Genomic DNA, 13,544 nt, shown 5'->3' on the forward strand with positions numbered 1-13,544 from the left:
CATAATTATGCACTGTGAATTGTCAATTGTGCATTGCCTACATGTATCCTTCTTTTCTTAATTTTTCAAGTGCATGGGCATCTGCTTTATCCTGAGCTCTTCCGGATCTTTCTGTATCATTGGTATTTTTAAGCTCTTCTATTATTTCATCTAAACTGGAAGCATTGGAATCAATAGGATTTGTGCAAGGTGCACATCCAAGGCTTCTATATCTTTTACCATTCTTCGCAAAATAAAGATCCACTACTGGAATATTCTCTCTCCTTACATATTCCCATATATCTAATTCAGTCCAATTTATAATAGGATGTACTCTTATATGGTTACCCTTTTTAAAATCAGTCTTAAATTGATCCCAGAGTTCAGGTGGTTGATCTGTATAATCCCATTTAGATTCTGCATTTCTCTCACTAAATACCCTCTCCTTTGAGCGGGAACCCTCCTCATCTCTTCTAATGCCTACAATAAGACCTTCAAATTTGTGCTTATCTATTACCTGTTGAAGTCCATCTGTCTTTAGTGCCCTGCAGCAAACAAGTCTTCCCTTTTCCGGTCCCATACCTTCTTCTAGTGCTTTAGTGTTTGTGTGTACTATTAAATTTAAATTATACTGTTTTGCTACTTTATCTCTAAATTCTATCATTTCTGGAATCTTTAATGTGGTATCCACATGTATAAGCGGAAATGGACAATTTCCGAAAAATGCTTTTTGTGCCAACCACAACATTACTGTGGAGTCCTTGCCTATGGACCATAACATTCCAAGCTTTCCAAGCTTTTTATAGGCTTCTCTAAAAATATAAATACTTTGTGCTTCTAATCTATCTAAATGATTCATTTATAATATTCCTCCCTGTAAATTCTGAAATTCTATGATTATAATTAAATCGTATTATCCAATCCACATTTATGCCTTATATTCTTTTCCAGCTTGCCAAATATAATTTTGTCAAATGCCAATCCTAATATAAGTATTACAATCATAACTGCCATTACCTGGCTTATATCCGCCAAATCTCTTCCTACCATAAGAACTTGTCCTAATCCCTTAGTAGCAGAAAGCATTTCACCCGACATAAGTGCTCTCCATGCAAAAGACCATCCCTGTTTCATTCCAGTAATAACTGCAGGCAGTGCTGCTGGTATTATTACATTTAAGTATAATTTTATGCCTCTAGCCCCCATGGTTCTTGCAGCTTTCATATAAAGTGGATTTATATTTTTAATGCCAGATTCTGTAGCTATGGCTATGGCAAAGGTAGAACCAATTGTAATTACAAATATTATTGCATTTTCATTTAGCCCATACCATAGAATGGCAAAGGGCAGCCAGCATATACTTGGCAGCGTCTGTAATCCAAGTATTAAAGAACTAAAATTTTCATCAATATATTTGTACTTTACAATTAGGAGTCCTATAACAACACCTATGACTAAAGATATAAAATATCCTATTGCAAGCCTTCTTAAGCTGGTAGCTATAGCTACTGCCAGAGTATTATCGCTTACAAGCCTAATCAAAGTCTTGCCTACATCTATAGGTGAAGGAAACGTATAAGGTTTCCACACCCCTAGTACATCTACACCTAATTTATATACCAGTTCCCATATTATTATCAGTATCACGTAGAATACTATTTTCTTCAATACTCCAATCATTATCGTACTCAGCTTTTGCAACTTTTTCTACCTCCTCTTTAAGATCCTTCATGACCTGGGCAACTACATAGGCTAAATCAATATTTTCAACAGTTCTAGGTCTGGCTAGTTTTATATTAAATTCTCTCTTTATCCTTCCCGGATTTGCAGACATTACTATAACCCTATCTGCTAACATCACTGCTTCTTCTACATTATGAGTTACAAAAACTATAGTCTTTTTAGTTTGCATCCATATCCTTTGAAGTTGTACTTGGAGTATACTTCTAGTTTGACTATCCAGTGCAGAAAAAGGTTCATCCATTAAAAGTACTTTAGAGTCCAGGGTAAGGGCTCTGGCAAGGGCCACCCTCTGCCTCATACCCCCGGAAAGTTCATGAATATAAGAATTTTGAAATTTAGTCAAGTGAACCATTCTAAGATACTTTATGGCTGTTTCTCTTCTCTGTACTTTAGGCACTCCTGCCATCTTCATTCCGAATTCTACATTATCTATAACTTTGAGCCAGGGAAAAAGTGCTGAATCCTGAAACATCATAGCCCTGTCTACCCCTACATTATTTATTATCTCACAATCCAATAGAACTTCACCAGTAGTGGGTTTTTCAAGGCCTGCAATTATATTTAAAAGAGTGGATTTACCGCATCCAGAAGGTCCTAAAAGGCATATAAATTCCCCGTCCTTGAAATGAACATTTATGTTATCTAAAGTTAAGTTTTCTTCTTCCTTTGTAACGAATTTTTTACTTACATCTTTTATAGTTAACGACAATTCTAACCCTCCTCTTTTAGGTATCTGAAAATAAATAGCAAATCAAAGATGGTAAGACTATTTTTCATAAGATAAGGAAGCAGGTTCCTTTGATAGTGGTGCTATCATAGGGTTCTGCTGACGCAGTATTATGGAAAATAGTCTACCATACTGACTAGTTATTTATTTGAAGATGCCTTGGCCTTATAATTTTATTGGATCTCTTTTTCTCCTTTTTCTTTTAGCACTTTATTTAACAGTTCGAAATTTATAATATTACTTGTATCAGGTTTTTCTTTCAAGAATCCTGTACTTACAGATAAATCTACCATTTCATTTATAGCATCTTTTTCTGGATTATTTGTTGTAGTTATTCTTTTAAAAGCAGAACTTAACACACCATTTGAAAGTTTACTTTTAGTCAGACTATAGATCTCTTCATTTACTATACTACTTGCCTCACTATTATTTTTTTGTATATAGCTAGTTAATTCTACGTGAGTTTTTAGAAACTTTTCTACAAGATCAGCATGCTTTTGTAAAAATTCTTTTCTAACAATAACTACAGCTGTAGGATATTTTCCATCTCTCCACACCTGATTATAATCAAGCACTATATTAGCTCCTGTTTCTACTACCAATCTTGAACCCCATGGTTCAGGTACAAGAGCTGCATCTATCTGCTTATTCACTAAAAGAGTTTTTATATCAGGATTGTCTGCCTGTACTATCTCTACATTTCCACCTTTAGTCTTATCTTTCAACCCGTTTTCATTCAACAAATTTCTAAGTGATAAATCCTGGGTATTCCCGAATTGAGGTACTGCTACCTTTTTATTAGCTAGTTCCTTAACACTTTTTATTGGTTCATCTTTTCTTGAAACCAATATAGCCCCCGCATCTGTAGCTCCTGCAATAATTTGAACATCACCTTTGGATTTACTATACCCATTAATAGCAGGTCCTGGTCCTATATACCCGATATCTAAAGCTCCTGCTAAAAATGCCTCTATTTCAGAAGATCCTGCATTAAATTGCTTCCACTCAACTTTTGCATTATTTCCTAAAGCTTTTTCAAAACTCTTATTGTGTTTTCCAACTAATGCCTGAGAATGAGTTATATTCGGGAAAAATCCTATTGCCACCCTTGTACTTTCACTAGATTGCTGATTATTGCTGCCGCAGCCTGCTAAAACACCTACAATTGATATTACAGCTAAAATTGATATTATTCTTTTAATTTTCATTAAAAACCCTCCTTAAAAATACATTTAATACTTATTTGCCTCTTTTCTTTTAGTACTTAATATACTCTCATTATGTTCCTCATCCACTATATGCCATTTTAATTCATCAGCATTTTGTTCTACGTATAGGCAGGAGCCATTTCCTCCTATGTCCGATGCCAAATAATATTTAATCGCCCTGCTTACACATTCTTTAATACAGGCTGCACATCCCCAGCAATTTTTTTCATATTTTATATATGCCCTACCCTGCTGATCTTTATATATTAAACTTCCTGGACAAACCTCCATACACTTAAGACAGCCTATACATTTTTCTCTATGAATCTTTATGCTCATATACTTCGTCCTTCCTGACTATATCTCTAAATATAATTTCTATCTTCCCTTTTCTATAAACTGAATTTACATATTTAATCCAATTTTTATTATCTTCATAAGGAAAATCTGCATTTTCTTCATAACATCTCCATCTAGTTTCATGCCTGGCCTTTAAGTGAGCTATAAGGACTTTACATATATATAATCTATCAATTAATTCATATATAAACATTAATTCATGACAATCACAAGCCTTTAAAGTACTACTTATTTTAAGTAATTCACCTATTCTCTTCTCAGCTATATTTAATTTTTTTTCATTATAACTATAGCCCTGTGATATACCACCTGCATATTCGTCCATGTTTTTTTGCATAGCCTCTTCTAATTGTTCAACTGTATAAATATTATCTTCATTTTCAAAAAAACTATTAACTACATTCAATTTAGTTTTTAACTCTACATCATCCAAGTGCTGAATTTTCCTATTTTTAATATATTTCACTGCTGAATCTGCCGCTATTTCTCCTTCTGCAAAACACCCTGTAACATATTTTTTAGGGCTGCCACCGCTTACATCTCCTGCAGAGTAAAGTCCTTTTAAAGTAGTACACCGCTTTGTATCTACCCAGTATCCACTGGCAGTGTGACCCCCTACTATATAAGGTTCTGTTCCTTCAATCTCTACATTTTCCATAGAAGGCATACTCTTACCATCTATCCACTTAAGTACTTGAGAAGGTGCCATATTTAAATAAGCCTTAAACAAATCCTTTTCTTCTGATTTATTTATATCTTTAGTTTTCAAGAAACAAGGACCTTTCCCATTTTTATTTTCCATTACTGTAGCCCAGAGCCTGTTTATTGTAGTTTCCTTTCCATATTTTTTTACATATTCTTCTCCATTTCCATTTATCTGACAAGTTCCAATGCCCTGAGCAATAGTACCTGTAGGTGCTATTGTATCTTTACATCTTAGTGCTATAAACCTCATTTCAAAAGTAGTCATCTCTGCTCCTGCCCGTATTCCCATAGCATAACCTGCCCCTGTATTAAAGGGTGAATACCACATTTTATGTCTTGAAAAGTTAGGATTATTAGGTTTATACAGTCCTGATGCTCCTCCAGTTGTACATATTACAGCCTTTGAATAAATGGCAAAAAATTTTTCCTCATAGATTGAAAATCCATAGGCTCCTATAACTTCTTCATCTTTATGTATATAATCTATAATATTTATTCCGTTTATAACTTCTATATTTTTTTGCTTTTTTACTTCTTCTGCAAGTATTGGCTTAATATTTTCACCATTTATTTTTATACTCCTTTTTCCCCTTTTCACATAGTTCCCTTTTGAATCCTTCAAAATTGGAAGTCCCATTTTCTCTATTTTTTCAGTTACTTCATTCAGTTTTTGAGCTAAAGTATAAACCAAGTCTTCCCTTACAACCTGATTAAATTCTCTCTTTACATAATCCACAAAGGACTCTGGAGTTTCACCTTCAGTTATATATGCATTTAAGGCATTAACTCCCGCAGCCAGACAACCACTTCTTTTTATATTTGCTTTTTCTGCCATTATAATACTCACGTTTGAATCTTCAGCCGCCCTGAGTGCTGCAAAACAACCTGCAGTGCCTGCCCCCACTATTAAAATATCAGTAGATAAAACCTGAAGTTTTAATTTCATTTCATCACTCCTATTTTTACGAAACTTACTTGTGCTTTTATAAATTTAGATAATCTATTATTTCATCCACACACTCTTCTAAACCTTTCAAATGAGTAGGTATTGTAAGTTCAGGATTATCAGGTATCTCGTAAGGGGAATCTATGCCTGTAAAATTTTTTATCTCACCTATTCTAGCCTTTTTATAAATTCCCTTGGGATCTCTTTTTTCACAGACTTCAATGGGACAGTTTATATATACTTCTACAAAATCCTTTCCAAGCAGTTTTCTAACTTTCTCTCTATCCTCTTTAAAAGGTGAAACGAAAGTGGCAATTGTAATTATTCCTGCATCCACAAAAAGTTTACATACTTCTGATACCCTTCTTATATTTTCTACCCTGTCTTCTTTTGTAAATGCAAGGTCCGAATTCAAACCATGTCTTAGATTGTCTCCATCTAGCAAGTAGGTAAGCTTACCCATACAATATAATTTACTTTCAAGTGCGGAAGCCAAGGTAGATTTGCCTGAACCAGACAATCCTGTAAACCAAATAAGTATTCCCTTTTGATTTAATAATTTTTCTCTATGCCTTCTATTTACATCCATCTTATGCCACACTATGTTAGTTGACTTCATATTCAAAAAATCTCCCTCCCATTATTCAAAATAAGTACTTATAAGCTTACATTTCAGCAGTATAAAATTACATAATGTTATACTAATCCTACTATTCTTATGCTTTTCACCATTTTAGTAAGAAGTATGTTCACTTTTAGTTAATAACACATTTAAGTTTTATAAGATATATAGCATTTTTACATCTAACACCTTGAACCTTTTCTACATTTTATTCTTATTTAAAATCCATACATTAAGTACTTACCTAGTTAAGATTTACATAATTTCATTCTTTATAATAAATAATTTGACTTCTACCCTTTTTAATTGGTTCAATAAAAAACTTCCTATGGAGAGAACCCATAAGAAGTTGTATCCTATTTTCTCTCATCTTTCAGGTGACATGTTACCTGCTGGAATTAGCACCATTGAATGAAAATGGTCATTCAGGTTGCCGGGCATCATAGGGCCAGTCCCTCTGCCTCTCTTGATAAGAAGTTTCATATTTAATTTTATATTGTATTGTAAAAAAGGTTATATATAATATATAACCTTTTAAGTTTTTTGTCAATATAAAGTTTACTATGTTTAGTGAAAATGCACATTACTCATAGATATAAATTTATGCTTAATAAGAAGAATTTTGATAATTATTTATTTTCTTTATTTAGTTCTTTATCTGTTATAATACAAAAATCAAGTCTTTCTCTGCCTTTATATTCTTGGGTTCCCTTTACTTCTGTTTCTACTTTACGTCCTAAACCAGCTGCTCCTGGTACCCTAAATTCTCTTTTATTGATTTTCTCTATAGGTATTTCTAAGGGTTTATGCAATTGAGGAATCCATTCATAAGGAACCCTATAAGCTCTGTATACCATATTTAGTTTTGATTTTCCCTTGCCTTCATAGGGACTTATGTATTCCCAAACTATTTCATGATCTTTTGTAACCTCAAATATACGGCCGTCTGATCCTTCCGTTATTAACGTGTTTCCATTTGGAAGTCTCTGTGCATTACTTATAAATGGGCTATAAAATCTAACAGCATCTAAGGGTTGTATAAACCCAGCTTCTTCTGGAGTATACTGCCATATTATTTTTAAGGTAATAGGATCAATTTCCAATACTCTGGAATAATCTCTAATTGCATTCCTGTTCCCTTTTGGAGAACCTGGGTTAGGCGAACCATAACCTGCCCAACCTCCATTATCAAATATAAGAATATTTCCTTCTCCTGGCAGACCTTTAGGTATTAAATGCACATTATGCTGTCCTATTATCCACCCCAATTTTATAAGCTCATCACTTATATCGTAATAAGGTCCTATCTTCCATACAATTTTTCCTGTATTTTTATCTATAATAGCTATAATATTGGACTCTCTACTGTCAAGAATAATGTTTTCTGGTGAAAATCTTTTATCTCCCTTGTCAAACCATTTATTAGGTCCAAGTAAAGATATAGAATTAATGTGCAGCCAATCTCCTACACCACCACCCGCTGTCCTTATATTGGGATTAGCATAAAGAACATTTTTAGATACTTCGTTAAATCCTAATTCATCAAAATGTTCATTTGCCCGCCATTCCCAAATAATTTTTCCATCCCATGTAACTTCAATAATTTTATCATCCAAAAGTACTTTATCAGATATTCTAGGATTTTTTACATTTTCATGCGTAAGAATAAGTGTATTACCTTTATCAACTTTTGGTGTTAATCCTGGTATATAATATCCAACTGGATTGCCTTCTCTTTGATAATCATGATGCTGTCTTGCCATCCATTGAGGCCTTTCTCCTGGATCTTCTATGAATTCATTTTTATTAAATTTCCAAACAATATTTCCATTCCAATCTACTTGTACTAAATCCATCATATCTTGGAACCCATAGTCAGGGTTTCTTTCTCCTGTACTTCCCATAACATATCCACCTGGCAGCAGCTTATTAGGAAATCCATGTAAATTTTTCCACAACTGCAGTTCATGTCCATTCATATCTATTAGCAATGCTCCTTCATCTACTGCCTGAAAAATAGTATAACCACTCCATGCCTTTTCAGAATTATAAATTGTTACCCCTGTAGGATAAACACTTGGATATCCCATAGTAATTTCCTCCATTCAAATCTAGATTGTGTTATTAATTTTTATTTGCATAAAGTCTAATAAAAATTAGTTATATCTTAAGCCACTCTTTTTATAGCATCTTTACTATTAACTATCCCATATTTTTTCATAGTCAAACTTGCTGCAGCAACCAATATTTTGTCTGTGAAATATCCCATAAGCCCCAAGCATATCAGCCCTATGAATATCCATTCTGTCTTAAAATATAACCTTGAAGTCCATATCAAATATCCTATACCTTTATTTGCAGCAAGCATTTCTGCACCTACAATGGCAGCAAATGAGCCACTCATAGCCAGCCTTACTCCTGTAAATATATAAGGTATAGCCGCCGGAATTATTACATTAAACATTATTTGATATTCAGAAGCTCCAAGACATCTAGCTGCCCTTATTTTTTCTTTCTGTACACTAGACACTCCAGCTTCTGTATTCAACATAACAGTAAAAGTAGTAGCATACATAATTAAGATAATTTTCCCCTCCTCACCTACACCAAACCAAAGTAAAAATAATGTTAAAAATGCAAGTGCAGGTACAAATCTAAAAAAATTCAAAATAGGATCTACAAACATTTTAACTGCTTTGATTCTCCCCATTAATACGCCTATGGGGATACCTATTAGATTTCCTAAAATCCATCCTGAAACAATTCTACCAAGACTTATAGCAATAAATTGAAAAAGACTTCCATCCTTAATTAAATCTTCTCCACCAAATATTACTCTCAAAGGACCCGGAAAAAAATCTGGATTTGAAAATTTAGATCCTATGCCCCAGATTATAATTATACAAACCCAAGATATCACACCCCACTTTAATAATTTATTAAAACCTTTCATCAATTTTCCTCCTTTATGCCAGTGCACTCTCTTTTTTTTGAATATACATTTCTCCTTCAAATTCATTCAAAAGAGTCTTATATTCTTTATTAAATGAACTACTAGTTACATCTCTTGGATATTGAAAATTCACATCATAAGTTTTATATATTTTAGAATCAGGAGCTCTAGACATAATACCTATTTTCTGTCCAAGTATGAGAGCTTCTTGAATATCATGGGTAACGAAGATAATAGTTTTCTTAGTTTCAAGCCATATTCTCACCAATTCTTTTTGCATTATTCTTCTGGTCTGAGCATCCAATGCTCCAAAAGGTTCATCCATTAATAATATTTCTGGATTATTTGCAAGTACTCGTGCAATTTGAACTCTCTGTTTCATCCCGCCTGACAACTCATTAGGAAATTTCTTTTCGTGACCGGATAATCCAACTAATTTTATATACTTGTGGGATATAGAACTACTTTCTTCTTTTGCTACTTTTTTCATTCTTAATCCAAATTCTACATTTTCTTTTACATTAAGCCATGGAAAAAGTGATGCATCAGGATGCTGAAATACAACTGCCCTTTCTCTCCCAGGTTTTACAACTTCCTTATCATTTATTAATACTTCCCCTTTAGTCTTTTCAATAAAGCCTGCAATTATATTAAGTAAAGTAGATTTTCCACACCCGCTGGGTCCCAATAGAATAAAAAATTCTCCCCCTTGTAGATTGAGATCTATATCTTTAAGAATATAATTAGAATCACCATAACTTTTACTTAAATTTTTAATTATTATTGAATTTGTTTTTGACATTCCAATTTTCCCCCTATTTCATATATAATTTATTTTATATTTTCAGGCTTATAAGTAAGTTTTTGCGGAAGTGCCTCTTTTAAAGACTCCGTATCTATCTTATCTTCTAAACTAAAACCACCTTTAATTAATTTGTTAGTGGATGCGTATTTATATACTTCCTGTAACTGATTCACATCATCGTCATTTAATCTTATATCACTTTTAGCGGCTTCAATATTTTTTTGTACACTATCCTTTGGAAGTCTCAAAGCTTTAGCCATGATTTCAGCGGCTGCTGATGGATTTTTGTTTATCCACTCACTTGCATCATTTAATGCCAGCAATATATTCTTTGTTACATCTTTTCGTTCTAAAAATTTACTATTGGCCATTAAAAATCCACGGGCTGCAAATGGTATATCTGCCACGCTTCCTATGACCTTAGTTCCTTTTACTGTTAAAGCTTTATCTAACAGATTTCCACTAAAAAAGGCAGCTTTAACATCTCCCTTTTGAAATGCTGCAAGAATTTCTGCATCTGAGCTAAATCCCTGTTTCTTTATTTCATCTATTTTTATATTGTATTTTTCCAAATACCTAACCAAAATATATTCAGTTACAGTTCCTCTTTGAACTCCAATTGGCTGTCCCTTTAACTCCTCTGGAGAATTTATTTCGTCATAGGTTACCATTTTAGTTTTATTTGCATCAGATTGTTGAATGAAACTAAAAATTTTCAGATCTCCGCTGCTCAATCTGGACAGTGCTGCATAATCCATAGCTAATCCTATATCAACCTGATTTGTTAACACCGCATCTATAGTATCAATTCCATAAGAATATGGATTAATTTGGGCATCAATACCATGTTTTTTGAAATAACCTTTGTCCCTGGCAACATAAAAGGCACTAGAAAAAGTACTAGAATCTGCTCCTATTTTAACTGTAACTTCCTTTTTGGATGAATTTGACTTACTTTGAGTTTGCGAACCGCCGCCGCACCCGGCAGCTACAATCATCATTCCCACAATAAATAATATGATTAAAGATAGTTTTATACTTTTCACTAACATCTACTCCTTCATATTCATTTTGAAAATTCTTTTCCACTCACCTTGCCATCTTCATTACCTCTCAATTTTTAATTTGGTTTTTATTAAAAATTGCACAATAAAAAGCCAAGCATAACCTATGAATGGAGATTTATATATGATTTAATCTCCACTATAAGTTAACTTGACCTCCAGTGTTTCTAGTCAGTCCAATAAAAAACTTCCTATAGAACAACCCACCAATTCTTTTGTCAATATATAAGGTAATTATTATTTGATTAGAAAATACAAATCCTAAAAAAGCAATTGTTGACCATTCCAACTGCTGCAATAGATTCTTTTCCAAGCTTTGAAACTAATATAGTTGAAACTATGCCAACCATCATAATGAACATCTGTTCCATTATAGTTGGCCATGCTAGTTTTATAATATCCTTTAGAATTTTTTATTACAACATCCATCTACCGCCATTAACATCTAAGCAAGCTCCTAAGATATAACTGGCATCTTCTGATGCTAAAAACAAAACTGCTTTTGCAATTTCCCCTGTGGTACCTAATCGTTTCAGTGGTATATCTTCAAGAATCTTCTCTCTTTCTTCTTCAGTATGGGAATTCCATTTGTTCTCCAATTTTTCCCCACTTATAATTATACCTGGTGCAATTGAATTCACTGTAACACCATAATGCACTAATTCTCTTGCCAAGTGTTTTGTAAAACCTATTACTCCAGCTTTTGCAGCTGCATAATGAGGTCCTCCAAGAATTGATATTGCCCTACCTGCCTGAGATGCGATATTTATTATCCTACCTTGCTTTTGCTTTTTGAAACTTTCAATAACAGCTTTAGAGCAAAGAAAAACACTTTTTAAATTTCTATCAATAACAGCATCCCATTCTTCTTCTGTTAAATCTTTCACTGTTTTTGAACCGCTGTCACCACCTGCATTATTGACTAGTATATCTACTTTGCCATACTTTTCAATTACGGATCTAAATAAATTTTCAACCTCTGATTTTTTAGTCACATCAGCTGTTATTCCATAGCCAGTACCACCATTATCATTTATCTCATCTGCTATTTTTTGTACTTCAGCCTGATTTCTTCCATTTATAATAACCACAGCTTCTCTACTAGAAAATTCTAAAGCTATTTCTCTGCCTATACCTTTAGATGAACCCGTAACAACTACAACTTTCCCTTTAAAACTCATCTCAACCTCCTCCTATAAAATATATCATCTGATAATCACAATACCCTCAATTAATTTATAATTATTTATTTAAATATAGGCAATAATTCATCCTCTATTTTATATAAATCATGGCAAAGCGTTGTAGGCGCAGCGTTACAATCGTACAGTTGATCATAAGTAAATCCTGCTTTTCTAAATATATTATAAACTTTATATGCCATATCCAAATGCCATTCAGGTTCTGGTGTACGATGTCCCTCCAAAGCCGAGCCTGGATTCGGACACCATGCTCCTGCTAAGCATATTACTCCCTTTGACGCAAGATATTCCACTCCTTCTAAGGTAGATTGTTTAGGTTCAATTCCGGCAACTATATTTGATCTTACCCTACCATAACCAAACACCTTTACTGCACGCTCTAGAGCTTTTATCCAGTTCTCCCAACCGCCGCATTGTTCTACTTTACCCGGACAGATACTTTTAAAAATATTCTTATCCCAAATTTCTATATTCATTGCAATTGTCCTATATCCCGCTTCCTTATACTTGTCAATCACTTCAAGATCAAGTGGAGCTCCTATAACTCCCGTTCCATTGAAGTCCTCTAGACCAGTATACTCTTTAATAGCTTCAGCTACATCAATGTAATACTCTACCTCTCTTCGCTCTGCTACAAAACCCCCACTTATAGTAATATGTTTTGCACCATTTTTATAAGCTTTTGCTGCCGTTTCTCCTATCTGATTAGGATACTTCCACTCTATTCCCTCCTTTTCTGCATAAGTATCTTTTGTAGCATTTATATTGCAAAATAGGCAATCTAATCCCTTATCTTTTAATGCACATTCATTACTATAGGCTACAAAAATTGTACCTTCTCTATTGTAAGTGGCTACATTTGACATATCCATACCATCGGAAGTTTTATAATCATAATATTTAGGATGGCTTAAAAATTCTATTGGAAATATCTCATTTTGATTTTCTATGAGATAGTATTTATCATTTTCATACTTAATCTCATACTTGGACTTATTATCCCATCTAAAGCCTACCTTCAATCCTCCTGGTGTACTAAATCCAGTAGGAAATTCAATTCCTACATGGGGATCATGGTCATATTCAAACAATGTATGGATTTGCTTTTGATATTTTCTATCAAAATCCAAATGTTTGAATATGGCAGGATCCACTTTTATTCCTTCAACCATAGCTGCATTTTTTATGGCCAATTCTCCATGAAGCTGTTTTTTTATATTACTCATACGA

General features: G+C 33.5%; 14 protein-coding genes and 1 riboswitch. All 14 genes read right to left on the reverse strand.

Annotated elements, in window-relative coordinates; all coding sequences use genetic code 11:
- Positions 1 to 37 precede the first annotated feature (37 nt).
- Positions 38 to 838 (reverse strand): sulfate adenylyltransferase subunit CysD, encoded by an 801-nt coding sequence (gene cysD / locus ACJDU8_RS06720; RefSeq protein ID WP_406791384.1) that lies wholly within the window; start codon positions 836 to 838, stop codon positions 38 to 40.
- Positions 839 to 882: 44 nt separating this feature from the next.
- Positions 883 to 1,659 (reverse strand): ABC transporter permease, encoded by a 777-nt coding sequence (locus ACJDU8_RS06725; RefSeq protein ID WP_406791421.1) that lies wholly within the window; start codon positions 1,657 to 1,659, stop codon positions 883 to 885.
- Positions 1,592 to 2,431, reverse strand: coding sequence for an ABC transporter ATP-binding protein (locus ACJDU8_RS06730; RefSeq protein WP_406791385.1), 840 nt, complete (start codon positions 2,429 to 2,431; stop codon positions 1,592 to 1,594). Before ACJDU8_RS06730 ends, ACJDU8_RS06725 begins: the two co-directional genes overlap by 68 nt.
- 191 nt (positions 2,432 to 2,622) lie before the next feature.
- Positions 2,623 to 3,657, reverse strand: a complete 1,035-nt coding sequence (locus ACJDU8_RS06735; protein WP_406791386.1) for an aliphatic sulfonate ABC transporter substrate-binding protein — start codon at positions 3,655 to 3,657, stop codon at positions 2,623 to 2,625.
- Between the two features lie 24 nt (positions 3,658 to 3,681).
- On the reverse strand, positions 3,682 to 3,996 hold the full coding sequence (locus tag ACJDU8_RS06740) for a 4Fe-4S dicluster domain-containing protein (protein ID WP_406791387.1): 315 nt from the start codon (positions 3,994 to 3,996) through the stop codon (positions 3,682 to 3,684).
- Complete coding sequence (locus tag ACJDU8_RS06745) at positions 3,977 to 5,668, reverse strand: adenylyl-sulfate reductase subunit alpha (RefSeq protein WP_406791388.1); 1,692 nt, start codon at positions 5,666 to 5,668, stop codon at positions 3,977 to 3,979. The genes ACJDU8_RS06740 and ACJDU8_RS06745 overlap by 20 nt, the downstream gene beginning before the upstream one ends.
- A gap of 37 nt (positions 5,669 to 5,705) precedes the next feature.
- Entirely contained in the window at positions 5,706 to 6,287 is a 582-nt protein-coding gene (cysC, locus tag ACJDU8_RS06750) for an adenylyl-sulfate kinase (RefSeq protein WP_406791422.1), read from the reverse strand.
- Between the two features lie 366 nt (positions 6,288 to 6,653).
- Positions 6,654 to 6,766, reverse strand: a riboswitch (SAM riboswitch).
- Between the two features lie 153 nt (positions 6,767 to 6,919).
- Positions 6,920 to 8,380 carry an aryl-sulfate sulfotransferase gene (locus ACJDU8_RS06755; protein ID WP_406791389.1) on the reverse strand — a complete coding sequence of 487 codons (1,461 nt, stop codon included), beginning with the start codon at positions 8,378 to 8,380 and terminating at the stop codon, positions 6,920 to 6,922.
- 77 nt (positions 8,381 to 8,457) lie between these two features.
- A complete protein-coding gene (locus tag ACJDU8_RS06760; RefSeq protein ID WP_406791390.1) occupies positions 8,458 to 9,243 on the reverse strand; it encodes an ABC transporter permease in 786 nt (261 codons plus the stop codon).
- A 13-nt stretch (positions 9,244 to 9,256) separates the two neighbouring features.
- The gene (locus ACJDU8_RS06765; RefSeq protein WP_406791391.1) at positions 9,257 to 10,045 is read right to left on the reverse strand and encodes an ABC transporter ATP-binding protein; all 789 of its coding nucleotides are present in this window, start codon (positions 10,043 to 10,045) and stop codon (positions 9,257 to 9,259) included.
- A gap of 29 nt (positions 10,046 to 10,074) precedes the next feature.
- Positions 10,075 to 11,094, reverse strand: a complete 1,020-nt coding sequence (locus ACJDU8_RS06770) for an ABC transporter substrate-binding protein (RefSeq protein ID WP_406791392.1) — start codon at positions 11,092 to 11,094, stop codon at positions 10,075 to 10,077.
- Between the two features lie 263 nt (positions 11,095 to 11,357).
- Positions 11,358 to 11,483 carry a hypothetical protein gene (locus ACJDU8_RS06775; protein WP_406791393.1) on the reverse strand — a complete coding sequence of 42 codons (126 nt, stop codon included), beginning with the start codon at positions 11,481 to 11,483 and terminating at the stop codon, positions 11,358 to 11,360.
- 45 nt (positions 11,484 to 11,528) lie between these two features.
- Positions 11,529 to 12,293: an SDR family NAD(P)-dependent oxidoreductase gene (locus ACJDU8_RS06780; protein ID WP_406791394.1), complete on the reverse strand. Its 765-nt coding sequence runs from the start codon at positions 12,291 to 12,293 to the stop codon at positions 11,529 to 11,531.
- A gap of 65 nt (positions 12,294 to 12,358) precedes the next feature.
- Complete coding sequence (locus ACJDU8_RS06785; RefSeq protein WP_406791395.1) at positions 12,359 to 13,540, reverse strand: radical SAM protein; 1,182 nt, start codon at positions 13,538 to 13,540, stop codon at positions 12,359 to 12,361.
- Positions 13,541 to 13,544: the final 4 nt, after the last annotated feature.

Source organism: Candidatus Clostridium eludens (assembly GCF_045310515.1).
GTDB lineage: Bacteria > Bacillota > Clostridia > Clostridiales > Clostridiaceae > Clostridium_B > Clostridium_B eludens.